An 18,736-nucleotide genomic window follows, 5' to 3' on the forward strand; every position below is an offset into this window, starting at 1 on the left:
TCGGTCTCAGACGCCCAGATATTCGTGCAGGCGATCCAGCGAGGCGTTCAGCTCCGCATTGCCCACCATGTCCACGACCCGCCCGTGTTCCATCACGTAGTGGCGGTCGGCCACGGTCTGCGCGAAGCGGAAATTCTGTTCCACCAGCAGCACCGTGAAGCCGCGGCTCTTCAGCTCGCGGATGGTGCGGCCGATCTGCTGCACGATCACGGGGGCCAGCCCCTCGGAAGGCTCGTCCAGCAGCAGCAGCTTGGCCCCGGTGCGCAGGATGCGGCCGATGGCCAGCATCTGCTGCTCGCCGCCCGAGAGCTTGGTGCCTGGGCTGTTGCGACGCTCCAGCAGGTTGGGGAACAGCTCGTAGATGGTGCCGACCGGAAGCCCGCCCGGCAGCACCTCGGGCGGCAGCATCAGGTTCTCGTAGACCGAGAGCGAGGCGAAGATGCCGCGTTCCTCCGGCACATAGCCGATGCCCGCGCGCGCGATGATGTCCGACCGCGCGCCGATCAGCTCCCGCCCGTCATACTTCACGGAGCCCGCGCGGCGCCCTACCAGCCCCATGATGGAGCGCAGCGTGGAGGTCTTGCCCGCGCCGTTGCGGCCCAGCAGCGTCACCACCTCGCCGGCGTTGATGTGGATGTCCACGCCGTGCAGCACGTGGCTTTCGCCATACCAGGCCTCAAGGCCCTTCACCTGGAGCAGCGGGGCGTCAGCCATGGTGCGCGCCCTCCGGAACGCCGACGGAGGAGGGGTCGGTGCCGAGATAGGCCGCCTGCACCTCCGGGTTGCGGCTGACGGCGGCATAGTCGCCCTCGGCCAGGATCTGTCCGCGGGCCAGTACGGTGATGCGGTCGCACAGCCCTTCCACGACCTTGAGGTTGTGTTCCACCAGCAGCACCGTGCGGCCCGCCGAGACGCGCTTCACCAGGGTGACGATGCGGTCCACATCCTCATGCGTCATGCCGGCCGTGGGTTCGTCCAGCAGCATCATCGCGGGGTCCATCGCCAGCGTGGTGGCGATTTCCAGCGCGCGCTTGCGGCCATAGGGAAGCTGACCCGCGCGCAGATCGGCGTATTCGGTCAGCCCCACATCGGCCAGCAACTCATGCGCGCGGTCGTCATATTGCCGCAGCACCTTTTCCGAGCGCCAGAAGTCGAAGCTGGCGCCGCGCTGGCGCTGCAACGCCATGCGGACATTCTCCAGCACGGTCAGGTTCGCGAAGACCGCCGAGATCTGGAAGGACCGCACGAGGCCGAGCCGCGCCACCTCGGCGGGCTTCATCCGCGTGATGTCGCGCCCGTCATAGGTGATGCTCCCGCGCGTCGGGATCAGGAATTTCGTGAGCAGGTTGAAGCAGGTCGTCTTGCCCGCGCCATTGGGCCCGATCAGCCCATGGATGGTGCCCCGCTGCACATTGATGTTGACGTCCTGGACGGCCAGAAAGCCGCGGAACTCCTTCGTCAGATTCTCCGTCTGAAGGATGATGTCGCTCACCCGGATCCGTCCCCCACGCCATTGTTGAATCCGGGGTTTGCCCCGGCGGCTTGTGTCCCTGCCGGGTTGCTTATTCCGCAGCCCAGCCATGCCTGTATGGCCAAGCCCGCAGCGACATGCAAGCGCCTTTACGGCCCCGATTTTATTGCCTTTAAATTGAGCAGAAGCCGCTCCGGCGTGGCTGGCAAGTCGAGGTGGACCAGCCCCGCCGCGTCGCGCAGCGCGTTCACCACGGCGGTGGCCAGCAGCAGCGGCGGCTCCCCCACCGCCTTGGAGCGGAACAGTGTCCGCGCCCGCCCGGCCGAGCCCGCCAGCAGCCGCGTCTGCAGCACCGGGGGCACGTCACGCGAGCCGGGAATCTTGTAGGTGGAGGGACCGAGCGTGCGCTGCCGGCCCTCGCCGTCCCACCACAACTCCTCGGTGGTGAGCCAGCCCATCCCCTGCACGAAGGCCCCCTCGATCTGGCCGATGTCGATGGCCGGGTTCAGGCTGCGCCCGCAATCCTGCACGAGATGCGCGGACAGGCAGCGATGCTCGCCCGTCAGCGTGTCCAGCAGCACCTCGGCCACGGCGGCGCCATAGGTGAAATAATGGAAGGGTTCGCCCTTCAGCGCCTCCGCGTCCCAGTGGATGTCCGGCGTCTTGTAGAAGCCGGTGGCCGAGAGGCTGACGCGCGCCTTCCAGCACAGCTTCGCCAATTCCCCGAAGGTCAGGCGCTTGTTGCTGCCGGCGCGGCTCGCGAAGACCTGCCCCTCCTCGAAGACCACCTCCTCCACCGGGCAGCCGAAATGCTGCGCGGCCACCTCGGCCATGCGTTCGCGCAGGGTCGTCGCCGCCGCATGGGCGGCCCAGCCGTTGAGGTCGCTGCCGGTGCTGGCCGCGGTGGCGCTGGTGTTCGGAATTTCGGCGGTGGAGGTGGCGCTGAGGCCCACCGTCTCGACTGGCACGGAGAACACCTCCGCCACCACCTGCGCCACCTTGATGAACAGCCCCTGGCCCATCTCCGTCCCGCCATGGGCCAGCCGGATGGAGCCATCGGTGTAGACATGCACCAGCGCGCCCGCCTGGTTCAGGTGGACGATGCCGAAGCTGATGCCGAAGGCGCAGACGAAGGAACCGAGCCCGCGCCGCAGCGTGGGGTGGGCGGCGTTGAAGGCGGCGATCTCGGCGCGCTTGGCGGCCCAGCCGGCGTCCTGCTTCGCCTCGGCCAGCACGCGGCGCGTGAGGCTCGGGTCCAGCGCCTGGCCATAGGGGGTGCGGCTGGCGAAGTTCGCCTCGCGCACCGCGTCCACCTCGCGGCCCAGATGCGCGGCGACCGCGTGCAGCACCTCCTCCATCAGCAGCGCGCCCTGGGGTCCGCCGAAGCCGCGGAAGGCGGTGTTGCTGACATGGTTGGTCTTGACCGCGCACGCGGTGATGCGGTGCGCCGGCACGCCGTAGCAGTTCAGCGCATGGGTCAGCGCCCGGAACACCACGCCGGCCGACATGTCCACCGAATGCCCGCCATCACCCGCCAGCAGCGCATCCAGCCCGAGCAGCCGCCCCGTATCGTCGAAGCCCACCTCCCAACGATAGAGGAAGGGGTGGCGCTTGCCGGTAGCCGCCATGTCGGCACGGCGGGGCAGGCGCAGCTTCACGGGCATGCCCGTCAGCCGGGCGGCGACGGCGGCGGCGGCGGCGATCCAGCTGGCATTGCTTTCCTTGCCGCCGAAGGCCCCGCCCATGCGGCGGCACTGCACCGTGACGCGGTGATAGGGCACGCCCAGCACCCGCGCCACGATGTGCTGCACCTCGGTCGGGTGCTGGGTGGAGGAATGGACCAGCATCTCCTCCCCCTCGCCCGGGATGGCCAGCGCGATCTGCCCCTCCAGGTAGAAATGCTCCTGCCCGCCGGCGCGGAACTGGCCCGCGAGGCGGTGCGGTGCGGCCTCCAGCGCGGCCGCCGCATCGCCCGCCACCATGGTCTGCGGCTTGATGATCCAGGCCTCGCGCGCCAGACCCTCCTCGATGCTCAGCACCGGCGGCAGGGGTGTCACGGCGGTGGTCACGGCGGCCGCCGCGCGCAGGGCCTCGTCGCGGGTATGGGCGACCACGATGGCCAGCGCCTGGCCGTGATGCTCCACCACCGCCTCGGCCAGCATCACCTCGCCCGTCGCGATGGGGGCGATGTCGTTCTCGCCCGGGATGTCCATGGGCGTGATGATCCGCACCACGCTGGGCATCGCGGCGGCGGAGGCCGTTTCCAGCGCGTCCAGCTTCCCATGCGCCACGGGCGAGAGCACCAGCGCCGCGTGCAGCAGGCCCGCAGGTTCCGCCAGGTCGTCGAGGAAGCGGGCCTCGCCGGAGGCGTGCTTCAGCGCGCTGTCATGGCGCATGGCCTGGCCGGCATGCTTCAGGCGGAAGCTGCCGCCATCCATCATGCGAAGACCTCCGCCGGCAGCCCGGCATGGCGAAGTGCGAGGCGCCGCAGCAGGCCGCGCGCCGCTTCCAGCCGGTATTCGGCGCTGCCGCGCCAGTCCGCCATGGGCGCGAAGTCCAGCGCCTGGCCGGCGCCCGCCAGCGCCCCGTCATCCAGTTTCCGGCCGCGCAGCGCGGCCTCGGCCGGGGCGCAGCGGCGTGCCGTCGCGTCCATGCCGCCGAAAGCCAGCCGCGCCTCCCGCACCACGCCATCCTCGAAGGTGATCAGCGCGGCGAGCGAGACGGCGCTGATGTCCTGGTCATGCCGGCGCGAGAGCTTTTCCGCCGCCAGGAAGGCGCCCTCCGGCGGGCGTGGCAGGTGGATGGCGACGATCAGTTCCTCCGGCGCCAGCGCGTTGCGGCGATAGCCCGTGAGGAATTCGCCCACCGGCACATGCCGCACGCCGCGCAGCTGCGCCACCTCCACCACCGCGCCCAGCGCCAGCAGCACCGGCAGCGCATCCCCGATGGGCGAGGCCGTGCCGAGATTGCCCGCCACCGTCCCCAAGCCCCGGATTTGCCGCGACCCCAGCCGCGACAGATAGGGCACCAGCGGCGCCCAGGCGGCATCGGCCCGGCAGGCGCGCAGCCATTCGGCGTAGCTGGCGGCGGCGCCGATGCGCAGGCCGGTGGGGCGGACCTCCACCCCCTTCATCTCCGCCACGTTCAGCAGGCAGAGCACCTGGGCCGGATGCTCCCGGTGCTCGGAAAAGCGCAGGCCGAGATCGGTGCCGCCCATCAGCACCAGGGCCTCCGGCCGCACGGCGCGCAGCGCCAGCGCCTCGTCCAGCGAGGCCGGCAAATGGAAGCCGCCGAACTTGGCGCTGTCCGGGACCACGGGGGCGGGCGGCGCCGCGCCGTCATCCTGTAGGCGCGCCATGGCGTCCAGGATGGGGCGATAGCCCGTGCAGCGGCAGAGATTGCCCGCCAGCGCCTCATGCGGATCGCCGCCCTCGCGCGTATGGGCCCAGGCGGACATGACGATGCCGGGGGTGCAGAAGCCGCATTGCGTGGCGTCCGCCTCGGCCAGGGCGCGGGGGACGGTGTGCTGCGGCCCGAGCCCCTCCACCGTGCGGATGGCGCGGTCATGTAGCTGGCCCAGCACGCAGAGGCAGGCATTGACGGGGGTGCGGCCGCCATCGGCGCCCTCCAGCACCACGGTGCAGGCGCCGCAATCGCCCTCGGCGCAGCCCTCCTTGGCGCCGGTCAGACCCTCGGCGCGGAGCCAGTCCAGCAGGGTGGTGGTGGGGCTCTGGTGCGGTGGCAGGGTGCGGGGCGCCCCATTCAGCACGAGGCGAATCTGGTCATCCATGGCGCGGCCGGCGGTTGGTCATCGCAAACCATCCGTCCCCACGATGTCCTTCACCTCCAGCCCCCCAATGCGCGGCAAGGGCCGCCCCCCGGTGGTCAGCGCCAGGCAGAGCAGGATTTCGCCCGCCATGGGCGCATCCGTGCAGCGGAACTCGATGGCGTCGAAATGCGAGCGGACAAAGGCCGCGTCCTTGTGGCCGAGCGGGATATCAATGGCCGTGCCCATGCCGCCGCGCTTCTTCGCGGAAGGAATCAGCGCCGGCCCCTTGCCCAGCGCGGTGCGCACCGGCGCGCCCATCCTGGGGTGCAGCAGGGCGGCGGCGTGTTCCAGCTCGCCGCCCTCGCCCACCACGGCGGCCTTGCCGAAGCTGTGGACCTGCTCGCCCGGGATGCCCAGCGCGGCCACGGCGCGCGCGGCCAGTTCCGCGCCCAATGTCTCGCCCGCCTCGATCAGGGGCGCGAGGTCCTCGACATAGCGCCCCGCGAAGGGGTTCAGCAGCACGCAGGCGGCCACGGCGCGGCGGATAGGGGGCGTCACGGTCTGGCCCTGTTCCAGCGCCACCTCCTCCACCAGCGCGATGTATTTCCGGATGATCATGCCACCACCTCCGGGATGCGCGCGGCGGGCGGCGTGTTGCGGCTGCGGGCGGTCTTCACCTCGCCATCCACCATCACCATGCCGATGCCGGGCAGTTCGCCAAAGCTGAAGGCCTGGGCGGCATCGCTGCCCGCCCCGCCGATGGGGGCATCCAGGAACACCAGGTCCGCCGCGCGGCCGACGGCGATTGTCCCCGCCTCGATCCCGCGCCAGCGCGCCGTGTTGCCGCCCGCCGCCGCGATGGCGATGGCCGGATCAAGCCCGCCCAGGCTGCACAACAGCGAGATGGTCCGCATGACACCCAGCGGCTGCACGCCCGACCCCGCCGGGCTGTCCGTGCCCAGCACCAGCCTGTCGAGCCGCCCCATCTCGCGCAGCACGTTCATGGCGTGGATGGCGTTGCGCGGGTTGCCGTTGTGCACCACCTCGATGGCGCGCCTGGTGCCCTCGATCACCTTGGTCAGTTCGGCGGCGGGCAGGCTGGTGGGCCCGCCATTGATGTGGGCGACGATGTCCGCATCGGCCGCGATCACCACCGGCGCCTGCATCAGGTTGGACCCCGCGATGGAAGGCCCGCCGCAATGGATCATGGCGTTCAGCCCGGCGGCGCGGACATGGCCCATCACCTCCACCACCTCGGCCTCGTCCTTCACGGTGCCCAGGCCGAACTCGCCCACGAAGCGCACGCCGGCGGCCGCCATCTCGGCGTAGTCGGCGGCGGTCAGGCCGCGCTCGGGCACCGGGGCGCCGGCCAGCACCCGCGCCCCCATGGGGCGGAAGGCGCTGAAGCAGCGCTGGGCGGCGATGGCGAGCGCCTTCACCCCCACCGGGTCCTTCGGACGGCCGGGCAGATGCACCTCGCCCGCCGAGATCAGGGTGGTGGTGCCGCCATGCACCATGGCCTCGATCCAGCCCAGCTGGTTCTGGCGCGGGGTCCAGTCGCCGAAGGCCGGATGCACATGGTTGTCGATCAGGCCGGGCATGACGGCGCAGCCCTTGGCGTCAATGACCGTGGCACCCTCCGCGTCGAAATCCGCCGCGCGGCCGATGCCGGCCACCTTCCCGCCCTCGATCAGCAGGGCGTCGGCGTCCCGCAGGGGGGTGTCCATCTCGCCCGTGAAGAACAGTCCAATGCCACGCACCAGCACCCGCGCCATCCAATCCCCCTTGCGCCTGATTTCCCAGCCTAGTTTCCGATTGAGCGTGTCGCCAAGGGAAAGCACAATCCGTTGCGATGACGGAGGCAGGATTTGCGACACCCCCACCTGGCGGCCCGCCCATGACCGACCGGACCGAGCAGTTCGGCGCCCGCGAGGGGAATGAGGGCATCGTCCGCTGCGACGCCTGCCCGGTGCTGTGCCGCATCCGCCCCGGCCGCGCCGGGGCCTGCCACCGCTATGCCAACGAGGACGGGCGCCTCATCCGCACCGACCCGCTGGTGCTGCTGCACCAGGCGGTGGAGGAGGGCACGCCGCTGGTCCCCTTCCTCGACGCCGCCGAGGATTGGGCGGGCGATGTCACGCCCCCGCCGCAGGTTTTCGTCACGGCGATTGGCGCCGGCACCACCTATCCCGACTACAAGCCCGCGCCCTTCATCGTGGCGCAGAAGCATGAGGGGGTGGACACCGTCACGGTCGTGACCGAGGGAATCTTCAGCTATTGCGGGCTGAAGGTGAAGATCGACACCGACCGCCATCTCGGCCCCGAATGCGCCCCCGTGCTGCATGAGGGCGAGCAGATCGGCCATGTCACCACCGCCGAATATGGCTCGCAGATGCTCTCGCTCGGCGGCGTGCGGCACCTGACCGGCGGCTCCAAGCGCGAGGGCCAGGTCACCTGCGCGGCCATGCTGGCGCTGTGTCGCAAGCAGGCGATCGAGGTGACGATCCCGGGCGGTTCCCGCGTCATCTTGCAGGCCGGCGCGGCCCCCATCGTCAACGGCGTGGCCGAGACGCGCATGCGGGTGGGCTGCGGCAGTGCCGCGGTCGGCATCTTCGCCCAGCAATGGCAGGGCCATGTGGACGAGGTGGTGGTGGTGGACGACCACATTACCGGGGTCCTCACCGAGCACCAGGCGGGGCGCTGCCTGAACATGCGCCCCTCCGGCCTGCGCGTGCGCGGCCGCCGCTCCACCCCCGGCCGCTATTTCCAGGTGGCCCACCCCGGCACCGGCTGGGGCGGCACCGACGTGACGGACCCGCTGACGCTGATCGAGAGCCTGGACCCCAAGCTCGCCTGGCCCGGGATGCGCGTGCTGATGACCAGCACGACGGGCGAGGACAGCCTGTGGCTGGAACTGGACGAGGCCCTGCGCCCCGTCCCCGCCCCCATGCCCGACGCCGTGGCCCAGACGGTCGCCCGCATCGGCGAGAATTGCGAACCGGCGCTGACTTCCATCCTCTTCATGGCGGGTGCCGGCGGTTCGCTGCGCGCGGGTGTGACGGACAACCCCATTCTGCTGACCCGCGCCGTCCAGGCGGGCGAGGTGCGCGTCACCATGGGCGGCGCGCCCTGCACCCTCTGGCCCGGCGGGGGCATCACCATCATGGCCGATGTGCTGGCCATCCCGGACAACGCCTTCGGCCATGTGCCGACGCCCGCCCTGGTGGCGCCCATCGAATTCACCTTGCGCGCCGGGCTTTACGCCGCACTTGGAGGGCATGTGGACCAGGCCATCGCCCTCGAGACCCTGCTTGCCCGCCACGCGGAGGCCGCGGTGAACGCCCCCTGGCCCCGCGCCAACCCCTGGCCCGACGCGCCCTCATGACCGATGGGGGCATGAGCGCCTGGCCCGCGCCCCGGCGCGCCATGCTGCCCGATGGGCGGTTGCATCTGCAGGACGGGCCCATAGACCTCGTCATCGGCATCGAGGGCCTGCGCCCCGCCGTGCTCCAGGCGCGCGAGGCCGCGGCCGCGGCTCTCACCGGCCTGCTGCCTGCCCTCGCGATGGAATTGCCGCTGCTGCGGACGCCCCTGCTGGGCCGGATGCCCAGCTTCCGCCACCCCGTCGCCCGCCGCATGGCCGAGGCCGCATGGCCGCACCGCGCCATCTTCATCACCCCCATGGCGGCGGTGGCGGGTGCCGTGGCCGAGCATGTGCTGGCCGCCATCGCGGCCGTGCCGGGCGTGCAGCTCGCGCATGTGAACAATGGCGGGGACATCGCGCTGCACCTGTCCCCCGCCAGCACGCTGCGGGTGGGGCTGGTGGAGGGGCCGGAGGCCGGTGTGCCCGATGGGCTGGCCGTGATCCGGGGGCGAGATGGGGTGCGGGGCATCGCGACCTCCGGCTGGCGCGGCCGCAGCTTCTCGCGCGGGATCGCCGATGCGGTGACGGTGCTGGCCGACCGCGCGCCCGAGGCCGACGCCGCCGCCACCATCATCGCCAATGCGGTGGATGTGGACCACCCGGCCATCCTCCGCGCCCCGGCGGAAAGCCTGGACCCCGACAGCGACCTGCGCGACCTGCCCGTGACCACGCATGTGGGCGAATTGCCCCCGGCGCTGGTGGCCGAGGCGCTGGATCACGGCGAGGCCTGCGCCGAACGCCTGCTGGCGCGCGGCCTGGTGCTGGGCGTCTGCCTGCGGCTGCAGGGCCAGGTGCGGCTGCTGGGCGCGGCCGATGCGCTGGCGGCGATGGACCGCGCGGCTTCCATCCGATGATGGCGGTGCGGCGTTGACGAGGATCGGGCCGGGACGGCGCCGCCCTTGGCGCTCCGGAACGCGGAGGAACGGACATGGATGAACACGGGCGGCTGAAGCGGCGGCTGCTGATCTTGCGGGTGCCGGTCGCGACCGCGTTGCTGCTGCCGGCCGGCGCGGCCCTGGCGCAGAAGACGCCGGCCCCGCCCGAGCCCGCGCCGAAGGCGCCACCGGAGCCCCGGCGCGCCCCGCCGCCGGTCACCGATTCCGACCCGTCCGATCCGCCTGGCCAGGGGCGGGGAGGTGGCGGCGGACGAGGCGGTGTCACCGATTCCGATCCCAATGATCCGGTGGGGCGCGGGCGGGGCGGTGGGCGTGGCGTGACCGACTCCGACCCGGACGACCCGGTGGGGCGCGGACGCGGCGGTGGGCGCGGCGTGACCGATTCCGATCCGAATGACCCGCCGGGACGCGGACGCGGCGGGCAGCGGCCCCAAGGCCCGACCGACAGCGACCCGCATGACCCGGTGGGCCGCGGCCGCGGCAGCGGGCCCCGCACCTACAGCACCTGAACGCCCCGCCTCAGCCGCGTGCCGCGCCCCGCGCGCATTCCAGCGCGAAGACGCGCAGCCGGCTGGTCAGCGGTTCCGCCGCATCGGTGCGCGTCGCGTCCTGCTCGGCGATGAGGGCCGCCAGCGGCATGGCGCGGCGGGCGGCCTCCTCCTCCAGCGCGGCCCAGAAGGCGGGCTCCAGCGCGATGGAGGTGCCATGCCCCGCCAGCCGCAGGCTGCGCTTCACCAGATGCCCGGTCACGGCCGCAGCATCGCCTCCGGCTTCACCCAGGCGTCGAAATCCTCGCCCGCCACGCCCTCGCGCGCGGCGGCGTCCCGCAGCGTCAGGTCCTCGTGCAGCGCGAGCTTGGCGATGGCGACCGCGCGGTCATAGCCGATATGCGGGTTCAGCGCGGTGGCGAGCATCAGCGACTTCGCCAGGTTCTCGGCCAGGCGCGCGTGGTTCGGTTCCAGCTTGTCCACCATGTGGCGGGCGAAGCTGGTGGCGGCCTCGGCCATCAGGGTCGCGGATTGCAGCACCGCCTGGATGATGACGGGCTTGAAGGTGTTGAGTTCCAGATGCCCCTGGGACGCGCCGATGGTGACCGTCACCTGGTTGCCCATGACCTGGGCGCAGACCATGGTCAGTGCCTCGCTCTGGGTGGGGTTGGTCTTGCCGGGCATGATGCTGGAAGACAGGCCATCATCGGGCACGATCAGCTCCGCCAGCCCCGCGCGCGGGCCGCTGCCCAAGAGGCGGATGTCATTGCCGATCTTCATCAGGGACGCCGCGATGGTGTTCATCGCCCCGTGCAGTTCCAGCAGCGCGTCATGCGCCGCCATGCCCTCGGACTTGTCGGGGTTGGGTGTGAAGGGCAGGCCCGTGCGGGTGGCCACCACCTCGCAGAAGATACGGTCGAAATCGGGGTGGCGGTTCAGGCCGGTGCCGGCCGCAGTGCCGCCCTGGGGCAGTTGCAGCAGGCGGGGCATGGCGGCATCGAGCCGCGCCACGCCATGGATCACCTGCCGCGCCCAGGTGGCGAATTCCCCGCCGAGCGTGACGGGCACGGCGTCCATCAGGTGGGTGCGGCCCATCTTGATGATGCCGGCCCATTCCTCCGCCCGCGCGTTCAGGCTGGCGGCGAGCGTCTCCAGCGCGGGCTTGAGGCGGCGCTGCGCGGCCTCGGCGGCGGCGAGATGCATCACCGTCGGGAAGCTGTCGTTGGAGGATTGGCCGCGGTTCACATGGTCGTTGGGATGCACCGGCGCCCGTGCGCCCAGCTTCGCGCCCAGCAACTGGTTGGCGCGGTTCGCGATCACCTCGTTCGCGTTCATGTTGGTCTGGGTGCCGGAACCCGTCTGCCAGATGGTCAGCGGGAAATCCGCGTCGCGCTGGCCCGAGATGATCTCCTGCGCGGCCTGCTGGATGGCATCCGTCAAATGGCGGGGCAGTTCGTCCAGCCGCGCATTGGCCTCCGCCGCCGCCCATTTCTGCTGGCCCAGCGCGCGCAGCAGCAAAGGCGGGAAACGCTCGGTGCCGATGGCGAAGAGGTGGCGGGCGCGTTCGGTCTGCGGGCCCCAGAGGCGCTCGGCGGGAATCTCGACCGTGCCGAGGCTGTCGGTTTCGGTGCGCGTGGTCATGTGGCCTCAACCCCTTGTGGTGGGGCGGAGAATAGCACGGCACCCCCACCCGCGCGCCAAACGCGCGAGAGGGGCGCGCGGATGACGAACCGCGCCGGTTTTCAGTCGGAGTAGGTGGCGATCTCGATGAGGTTCTGGTCCGGGTCGCGGCAATAGACGCTGGTGATGGGCCCCAGCGCGCCATCCTTGGGCACCGGCCCCTGTTCCACCATGACGCCGCAGCGGTGCAGGTGTTCCACCACCTGCAGCGCGCTGACGGTGACGATGAAGCAGAGATCCTGCCCACCCGGCGCCGTGGCCACGCCCGAGAACCATTCGGATTGCGTGGCCTCGACGGGGCGCAGGTTCATCTTCTGTCCGCCGAAGCGCAGCGTGGTGCGGCGGTGCGGGCCGAATTCCACGCGCTCCATCCCCAGCACGCGCTGGTACCAGGCGGCGGTGATCTCCACGTCCTTGCAGGTCATGACCAGGTGGTCGAGGCGGTCCACGGCGAAGCGCATGGGGGCGGTCCTTAAAGCGGGATGCGTTGAGGTGTCGTCACCGAAAACGCTGAATCCCACGGCAAATGGCGGGCTGGGGCAGGCGGCGTGAACGCGGCATGCCCTAGCCTCGGGGCTGGCGCCGCGCGGTGACTTCGATCTCGATGCGCATGGCATCGGTCTGCAACTGCGCGTGGATGAGGGTGGAGGCGGGGCGCGTCTCGCCGAAGTATTTTTTCAGTATGGGCCAGCAGGGGGCCCAGTCCTCGCGGCGGGGCACGATCACCAGCATCCGCACCACATCCGACAGCGTGGCATCGGCCTGGGCGAGGGCGGCGCTGATGTTCTTCAGCGTCTGCTCGCACTGGGCCGCCACGTCGTCCACGATGGTCATGGTGGCGTAGTCATAGCCGGTGGTGCCGGAGAGGAAGATGAAATCCCCATCCACCACGGCGCGCGAATAGCCGATCTCTTCCTCGAACTTCGAGCCGGAGGAGATGAGGCGACGGGTCATGGGATGTTCCTCAGGCCAAATTTCTCAGGCGGGGGCGACGAAGCGTGCGACAAGCCGCCGCACCAGCGGCAGCACGACGAGCACGGTGGGGAAGGCGAAGACCCAGGAGGTGAGCCAGGCCGGCGGCCAGGCGGCCAGCATGGCCTGGGTGGGACCCAGCGCCATGAGGGTCGAGATGCCGGAGATCACGAAGGTCATGATCGCCGTCAGGAAGAAGCCCGTCACGGGGAGGGTGTAGCGGGCGGGCAGGCGACGGTCGGTCACTCTAGGCCTTCGTGGAAGTCGTTGCCAGCAGGTCCTGTGGACGCCGCCGGCGGCCACGGGCCAGCAAAAGGGAAGGGCAAAGCGACGCCGGCTGCATCACTCCAGCCCCTCGTAGAAATCGTTGCCCTTGTCATCCACCACGATGAAGGCCGGGAAATCCTCCACCTCGATCCGCCACACCGCCTCCATGCCGAGCTCCGGGTATTCCAGCACCTCGACCTTGCGGATGCAGTCCTGCGCCAGCCGCGCCGCCGGGCCGCCCACGGAGCCCAGGTAGAAGCCGCCATGCTTCTGGCAGGCCTCGCGCACGGCGCGGGAGCGGTTGCCCTTGGCCAGCATCACCAGCGAACCGCCGGCGGCCTGGAAGGCCGCCACATAGCTGTCCATGCGCCCGGCCGTGGTGGGGCCGAAGCTGCCGGTGGCCATGCCCGTCGGCGTCTTGGCCGGGCCCGCGTAATAGACGGGGTGGTTCTTGATGTAGTCGGGCAGGCCCTCGCCGCGGTCGAGCCGTTCCTGCAATTTCGCGTGGGCGATGTCGCGCGCCACCACGATGGTGCCGGTCAGCGAGACGCGGGTCTTCACCGGGTGCTTCGCCAGCTCCGCGCGGATCGCGTCCATGGGCCGGTTGAGGTCGAGCTTCACCACCTCCCCGCCCAGGATGTCGTCGGTGGCCTCGGGCAGGTATTTCGCGGGGTCGTGCTCCAGCTCTTCCAGGAACACGCCCTCGGCCGTGATCTTGGCCTTGATCTGCCGGTCGGCGGAGCAGGAGACGCCGATGCCGATGGGCAGTGAGGCGCCGTGCCGCGCCATCCGCACCACGCGCACATCATGGCAAAAATACTTGCCGCCGAACTGCGCGCCGATGCCGAGGTTCTGCGTCAGCTTGTGGATCTCGGCCTCCAGCGCGCGGTCGCGGATGGCGTGGCCGGACTTGTCGCCCGTCTCCGGCAGCCCATCCAGGTAGCGCGTGGAGGCGAGCTTCACGGCCTTGAGGTTGGCCTCGGCACTCGTGCCGCCGATGGCGATGGCCAGGTGGTAGGGCGGGCAGGCGGAGGTGCCCAGCGTCTTCACCTTTTCCTCGATGAAGGCCAGCAGCTTGGGCTTGTTCAGCACCGCGCGCGTCTGCTGGTAGAGGAAGGTCTTGTTGGCCGAACCGCCGCCCTTCAGCACGAACATCAGGTGGAATTCGTCAGCATGGTCCTCGCCGGGCGAGGCCAGGATGGTGAACTCCACCGGCATGTTGTTGCCAGTGTTCGCCTCGTCGAACATGGAGAGCGGCGCCATCATGGAATAGCGCAGGTTCGTCTCGGTGTAGGTGCGGGCGACGCCGTAGGACAGCGCCTCCTCCTCATTGCCCTCGACCCAGACGCGCTGGCCCTTCTTGCCGAAGACGATGGCGGTGCCGGTGTCCTGGCACATGGGCAGCTTGCCGCCGGCGGCGATGTTGGCGTTCTTCAGCAGGTCCAGCGCCACGAAGCGGTCATTCGCGCTGGCCTCCGGGTCCTTCAGGATGGAGGAGAGCTGGGCCAAGTGGCCGGGGCGCAGCAGGTGGGAGACGTCGCGGCAGGCGGCGAAGGCCAGCTCCTCCAGCGCCTGGGGCGGCACCTTCAGCACGCGCTTGCCGTCCACCTCGATGACCTTCACCCCCTCGATCGGCAGGCGGCGATAGGGGGTGGTGTCCTCGGCGAGGGGGAAGGTCGGGCTGTAGTGGAAGCCTTCGGGGCGGGCGGGGGTGGCGCTGTCGAGCAAGGTGTGGGCTCCGGGCGGGGTGTCAGTCGCGCTTGCGGCGGAAGGCGTCGAGGCTGACGACCTGTGGCTGGGGGGCGGGTGCGGGGTCTTCTTCGGGGGCCGTGGCGGTGGGTTCGGGCGGCGGCAGGTCCGCCGCGTCCTCCTCGCCGTCATATTCGGGCTGGAAGCGCAGGCCGAACTGGGCATGCGGGTCCTGGAAGGCGGTGAGCGCCGCGAAGGGCACGACCAGCGAGGCCGGGATGCCCGAAAAGGACAGCCCCACCGAGAAGCGCTGCGCCACGCGGTCCACCTTCAGGTCCCAGAAGCGGTGCTGGATCACGATGGTGATCTCGTGCGGGTATTTCGCCTTCAGGAACGCCGGCACCGAGGTGCCCGGGTGGTCCGTGCGGAAGGAGATGTAGAAGTGGTGTTCGCCCGGCAGGCCCTCGCGCGCCGCGTATTCGAGCGCGTCCACGACCACCGAGCGCAGCGCGCGCGTGGCCCAGGCTTCGTAGGGGAGCAGGCTGGGGGTGTTGGTGTCTGTCATCGGCTATTCCTGGCGCTGCACCATATGGCGGGTGGCGGCGCAAGGGAAGGAAGGGGAGTGACGGGCGGCGAACGCGCCGTAAATCGCCTGCGCCGCCCGGCGCCTGAGGGCGATCAGTACACCTTCCCCACGCTCCGGCTGCACAGCGGCCGGCGCGCCCTTCAGGGCGCGAAAGCCAAGGCCGCGGACGCGGCCGCCCGGCGCCTGAGGGCACAAAAAAACTTGATCCCTGTGCCGAGGCCCGATGGGCCTCGGCACAGGGATCAAGCGGGGGGCTTCTGTTGCCCGGTGCCCCCCAAACCGCGCTTACCTATTCCTAGGCAGCGAGCGCCACGTCCTCGCGGACGTTATCGTTGGCACTTGTGATTTAGCCCGATAACGGCGGTACAATGCCGGGCAAAAGCTGCGTCTTTACCACGCACGTCGAGCCTGTTTCGTCCCCGTGCCACGCGCCCCGATAAAGGCGGTTGGAGTGGTGGAGACGCCGGGCACTGCCCCCGGGTCCGTAACGATTATTCCACGCAACGTTTATCACCATAGCCGCAAGCGGCACCCCGACATGTAGGGCATCGGCGCCGCGATTGCCAGAGGCGGGCCGGCCCTTGCGCCCGGCGCCGGCCCCGTTCAAATCCCCGCGCACAGAAGGGGCACCCCATGGCACTCACCCAAGCCCAGCAGGCGGAACTGACCGAGGCCCAGGCCGCGCGCCACGAGACGCGCCGCGCCACCGTGCCCGCGCTCGAGGCCATGCTGTTCACGCCCATCCCCGTGCTCGACCACGGCTTCGTGCGCGTGGTGGACTACATGGGCGATGACGGCGCCGTGGTGCAATCGGCCCGCGTCTCCTACGGCCGCGGCACCAAGGCCGCCAACGAGGACCGCGGGCTGATCCGCTACCTCATGCGCCACCGCCACTCGACCCCCTTCGAGATGTGCGAGATCAAGTATCACGTGAAGCTGCCCATCTTCGTGGCGCGGCAATGGATCCGGCACCGCACCGCCAATGTGAACGAGTATTCGGCGCGGTATTCGGTCATGGACCGCGAATTCTACATCCCGGCGCCGGAGCAGCTCGCCGCGCAATCCGCAAGCAACCGCCAGGGCCGGGGCGATGTGCTGCAAGGCGCGGAGGCGGAAGAAGTGTTGCGCCTGCTGCGCGAGGACGCCGCCCGCAACTACGACCACTACGCCTGGATGCTGAACGAGGACGAGGCGGGGAACGTCCAGGACGAATCCCGCTCCGGCCTCGCCCGCGAACTGGCGCGGATGAACCTCACGCTCAACGCCTATACGCAGTGGTACTGGAAGACGGACCTGCACAACCTGCTGCATTTCCTCAGCCTGCGCGCCGACGCCCACGCCCAGTATGAAATCCGCGTCTATGCCGAGGCGATGCTCAAGATCGTCCAGGCCTGGGTGCCGCACAGCTACGAGGCCTTCGCCGACTACCGCATGGGCGCCGTGACGCTGTCGGCGCAGATGCTCGCCATCGTGAAGCGCATGCTGGCCGGCGAGGGCGTGACGCAGGAGACGAGCGGCCTGTCCAAGCGCGAGTGGCGCGAGTTGATGGAGACGCTGGGCCGTGCCGCCTGACCGGCTGGCCGCCATCCAGGGCTTCCTGAACCTGTGCGACCGGCTGAAGCACGTCCACCGCGCCGCCCGCACCCAGGGCCGCCTGGAGAACAGCGCCGAACACGCCTGGCATGTGGCGATGATCGCGGTGCTTCTGGCGGAGGAGGTGGACCCTCGCCCGGACCTGGCCCGGGTGCTGTCCATGATCGCGGTGCATGACGTGATCGAGATCGAGGCCGGCGACACCTTCGCCTTCGACGAGGCGGGCCTCCTCACCCAGCAGGCGCGCGAACAGGCGGCGGCGGCGCGCATCTTCGGCACTTTGCCGCCCGATCTCGCCGCGCGGCTTTCCACCCTCTGGGCCGAGTTCGAGGCGCAGGACACCCCCGATGCCCGATTCGCCATGGGCTGCGATCGGCTGCAGGGCTTCGCCCAGCAGGTGGATTGCGGCGCGCCCGCGTGGAAGGAAGTGGGCCTGACCCGCGCGCGCAGCCTGAAGCGGATGCAGCCCGCCCTCGACCTCGGCCCGCCCTTCGCACCGATGATCGAGGCGCTCTACACCCGCGCCATGGCGGAGGGGCTGCTGCGGGAGTGAGGCCGCGCCCTCACTCCATCACGATGCGCGGCCCGGCGGGGGCCACACCCGCCTCCAGCTTTTCCCAGATGCGCGCGGCGATGGCGCGGTAGAGCCCGGCCTCCTCGCTTTCGGGCGCGGCCAGCACGATGGGCGTGCCGGCATCCGAGGTCTCGCGGATGGAAAGCTTGAGCGGCAATTCGCCCAGGAAATCCAGACCCAGCCGCGCCGCCTCCGCCCGCGCGCCGCCATGGCCGAAGATGTCGCTGCGGTGGCCGCATTGCGGGCAGCAGAAGAAGCTCATGTTCTCGATCAGGCCCAGGACCGGAACGTTCACCTTCTCGAACATCTTCACGCCGCGGCGGGCGTCGATCAGCGCCATGTCCTGCGGCGTGGAGACGATGACCGCGCCCGCCAGCGGCACGCGCTGGCTCATGGTGAGCTGCGCGTCGCCGGTGCCGGGGGGCATGTCCACCACCATCACGTCCAGCTCGCCCCAGTCCACCTGGCCCATCATCTGCTCCAGCGCGCCCATCACCATGGGGCCGCGCCAGATCATCGCCGTCTCCTGCTCCACCAGGAAGCCGATGGACATGGCCTTCAGCCCCCAGCGCGCGATGGGCTGGATGCGGTTGTCCACCGCGCGGGGCTTCTCCTGCGTGCCCAGCATCAGGGGCAGGGAGGGGCCGTAGATGTCGGCGTCCAGCAGCCCCACGCGCAGCCCCTGCGCGGCCAGCGCGACGGCGAGGTTCACCGCGGTGGTGGACTTGCCCACACCGCCCTTGCCCGAGGCCACGGCCACGATCTTCCGCACGCCCGGCAGCAGCATCTGCCCCTGGCCCGGCGGCGGGCGGGTGGAGGTGGCGGGGCCGGCCGGGGTCTGCACCTCGCGGTGCGCCGTCATCACCACCGTGGCCGAGATCACGCCCGGCACCGCGGCGGCGGCGCGTTCGGCCGCATGGCGCAACGATTCCAGCTCCCGCGCGCGCTCCCGCGGGACGGCGAGGGCGAACTGCACCAGGCCGTCGCGCACGCTGACGGTCTCGACCATTCCGTTCTCGATCACGCTTTGGCCGGTCTTCGGGTCTCGCACGGCGCGCAATGCGCGTTTGACCCCTTCCACGATGGCTTCCGACATGCGGTTGACCTTTCCTTGAGCGCTGGGCGTCCTCATATGCACGGCCAGACGGGTTGTGCACCCACCCCCCTGCGGGGCATGTGTAGGACAGGTAATGCAGGCGGTGCGCCATGGTGCGCGCCAGACGGGAGATCACCACAGAGATGGCGTGGAACAATGGCGGCCCCAGCCCTTGGGGCAACCCCCGTCCCGGTGGCGGGGGACCCTGGGGCGGACCGCCACAGGGCGGTG

General features: G+C 70.5%; 19 protein-coding genes and 1 other RNA gene. 5 read left to right on the forward strand and 15 right to left on the reverse strand.

Going from position 1 to position 18,736, the window contains the following annotated elements:
- Positions 1-6: 6 nt before the first annotated feature.
- From GGQ83_RS04005 to GGQ83_RS04030, 6 genes are all read right to left on the reverse strand, one after another.
- Positions 7-714 carry an ABC transporter ATP-binding protein gene (locus tag GGQ83_RS04005; RefSeq protein WP_184382291.1) on the reverse strand — a complete coding sequence of 236 codons (708 nt, stop codon included), beginning with the start codon at positions 712-714 and terminating at the stop codon, positions 7-9.
- Entirely contained in the window at positions 707-1,492 is a 786-nt protein-coding gene (locus tag GGQ83_RS04010; protein ID WP_184382292.1) for an ABC transporter ATP-binding protein, read from the reverse strand. The genes GGQ83_RS04005 and GGQ83_RS04010 overlap by 8 nt, the downstream gene beginning before the upstream one ends.
- A gap of 128 nt (positions 1,493-1,620) precedes the next feature.
- Positions 1,621-3,912 (reverse strand): xanthine dehydrogenase molybdopterin binding subunit, encoded by a 2,292-nt coding sequence (gene xdhB, locus GGQ83_RS04015; protein ID WP_242535012.1) that lies wholly within the window; start codon positions 3,910-3,912, stop codon positions 1,621-1,623.
- Positions 3,909-5,261 (reverse strand): xanthine dehydrogenase small subunit, encoded by a 1,353-nt coding sequence (locus GGQ83_RS04020; protein ID WP_184382293.1) that lies wholly within the window; start codon positions 5,259-5,261, stop codon positions 3,909-3,911. Before GGQ83_RS04020 ends, xdhB begins: the two co-directional genes overlap by 4 nt.
- A gap of 18 nt (positions 5,262-5,279) precedes the next feature.
- A complete protein-coding gene (locus tag GGQ83_RS04025; RefSeq protein WP_184382294.1) occupies positions 5,280-5,858 on the reverse strand; it encodes an amino acid synthesis family protein in 579 nt (192 codons plus the stop codon).
- Positions 5,855-7,015, reverse strand: a complete 1,161-nt coding sequence (locus GGQ83_RS04030; protein ID WP_184382295.1) for an amidohydrolase family protein — start codon at positions 7,013-7,015, stop codon at positions 5,855-5,857. The genes GGQ83_RS04025 and GGQ83_RS04030 overlap by 4 nt, the downstream gene beginning before the upstream one ends.
- Positions 7,016-7,137: 122 nt before the next feature.
- Here GGQ83_RS04030 and GGQ83_RS04035 point away from each other — a divergent pair, with 122 nt between their 5' ends.
- The 3 genes from GGQ83_RS04035 to GGQ83_RS04045 all read left to right on the forward strand — a co-directional run bounded on the left by GGQ83_RS04035 (position 7,138) and on the right by GGQ83_RS04045 (position 10,069).
- On the forward strand, positions 7,138-8,625 hold the full coding sequence (locus tag GGQ83_RS04035) for a 6-hydroxynicotinate reductase (RefSeq protein WP_184382296.1): 1,488 nt from the start codon (positions 7,138-7,140) through the stop codon (positions 8,623-8,625).
- 11 nt (positions 8,626-8,636) lie between these two features.
- A complete protein-coding gene (locus tag GGQ83_RS04040; protein WP_184382297.1) occupies positions 8,637-9,518 on the forward strand; it encodes a UPF0280 family protein in 882 nt (293 codons plus the stop codon).
- Positions 9,519-9,592: 74 nt separating this feature from the next.
- Positions 9,593-10,069, forward strand: a complete 477-nt coding sequence (locus GGQ83_RS04045) for a hypothetical protein (RefSeq protein ID WP_184382298.1) — start codon at positions 9,593-9,595, stop codon at positions 10,067-10,069.
- Positions 10,070-10,079: 10 nt separating this feature from the next.
- On the opposite strand, the gene GGQ83_RS04050 is transcribed toward GGQ83_RS04045, so the two are convergent.
- The 8 genes from GGQ83_RS04050 to ssrA all read right to left on the reverse strand — a co-directional run bounded on the left by GGQ83_RS04050 (position 10,080) and on the right by ssrA (position 15,812).
- Positions 10,080-10,310 carry a ribbon-helix-helix domain-containing protein gene (locus GGQ83_RS04050; RefSeq protein WP_184382299.1) on the reverse strand — a complete coding sequence of 77 codons (231 nt, stop codon included), beginning with the start codon at positions 10,308-10,310 and terminating at the stop codon, positions 10,080-10,082.
- Positions 10,307-11,689, reverse strand: a complete 1,383-nt coding sequence (locus GGQ83_RS04055; RefSeq protein WP_184382300.1) for a class II fumarate hydratase — start codon at positions 11,687-11,689, stop codon at positions 10,307-10,309. Before GGQ83_RS04055 ends, GGQ83_RS04050 begins: the two co-directional genes overlap by 4 nt.
- A gap of 101 nt (positions 11,690-11,790) precedes the next feature.
- Complete coding sequence (locus GGQ83_RS04060; protein WP_184382301.1) at positions 11,791-12,189, reverse strand: VOC family protein; 399 nt, start codon at positions 12,187-12,189, stop codon at positions 11,791-11,793.
- A 103-nt stretch (positions 12,190-12,292) separates the two neighbouring features.
- Positions 12,293-12,682, reverse strand: coding sequence for a RidA family protein (locus GGQ83_RS04065; RefSeq protein WP_184382302.1), 390 nt, complete (start codon positions 12,680-12,682; stop codon positions 12,293-12,295).
- A gap of 24 nt (positions 12,683-12,706) precedes the next feature.
- On the reverse strand, positions 12,707-12,946 hold the full coding sequence (locus tag GGQ83_RS04070; RefSeq protein WP_311727155.1) for a DUF2798 domain-containing protein: 240 nt from the start codon (positions 12,944-12,946) through the stop codon (positions 12,707-12,709).
- A 96-nt stretch (positions 12,947-13,042) separates the two neighbouring features.
- Positions 13,043-14,695, reverse strand: coding sequence for a fumarate hydratase (locus tag GGQ83_RS04075; protein WP_184382303.1), 1,653 nt, complete (start codon positions 14,693-14,695; stop codon positions 13,043-13,045).
- A gap of 22 nt (positions 14,696-14,717) precedes the next feature.
- On the reverse strand, positions 14,718-15,221 hold the full coding sequence (locus tag GGQ83_RS04080; protein WP_184382304.1) for an SspB family protein: 504 nt from the start codon (positions 15,219-15,221) through the stop codon (positions 14,718-14,720).
- A 266-nt stretch (positions 15,222-15,487) separates the two neighbouring features.
- Positions 15,488-15,812: a transfer-messenger RNA gene (ssrA, locus tag GGQ83_RS04085) on the reverse strand.
- 63 nt (positions 15,813-15,875) lie between these two features.
- Between ssrA and thyX the strand changes: the two genes are divergently transcribed.
- Together thyX and GGQ83_RS04095 are read left to right on the forward strand one after the other, a co-directional pair.
- Positions 15,876-16,814 carry an FAD-dependent thymidylate synthase gene (thyX, locus tag GGQ83_RS04090; RefSeq protein WP_184382305.1) on the forward strand — a complete coding sequence of 313 codons (939 nt, stop codon included), beginning with the start codon at positions 15,876-15,878 and terminating at the stop codon, positions 16,812-16,814.
- On the forward strand, positions 16,804-17,388 hold the full coding sequence (locus tag GGQ83_RS04095) for an HD domain-containing protein (protein WP_184382306.1): 585 nt from the start codon (positions 16,804-16,806) through the stop codon (positions 17,386-17,388). Before thyX ends, GGQ83_RS04095 begins: the two co-directional genes overlap by 11 nt.
- Positions 17,389-17,398: 10 nt before the next feature.
- On the opposite strand, the gene apbC is transcribed toward GGQ83_RS04095, so the two are convergent.
- Positions 17,399-18,505 (reverse strand): iron-sulfur cluster carrier protein ApbC, encoded by a 1,107-nt coding sequence (gene apbC / locus GGQ83_RS04100; RefSeq protein WP_184382307.1) that lies wholly within the window; start codon positions 18,503-18,505, stop codon positions 17,399-17,401.
- Positions 18,506-18,736: the final 231 nt, after the last annotated feature.

Origin of the sequence: Roseococcus suduntuyensis, from assembly GCF_014196305.1 — a bacterium.
GTDB classification, from domain to species: Bacteria; Pseudomonadota; Alphaproteobacteria; order Acetobacterales; family Acetobacteraceae; genus Roseococcus; species Roseococcus suduntuyensis.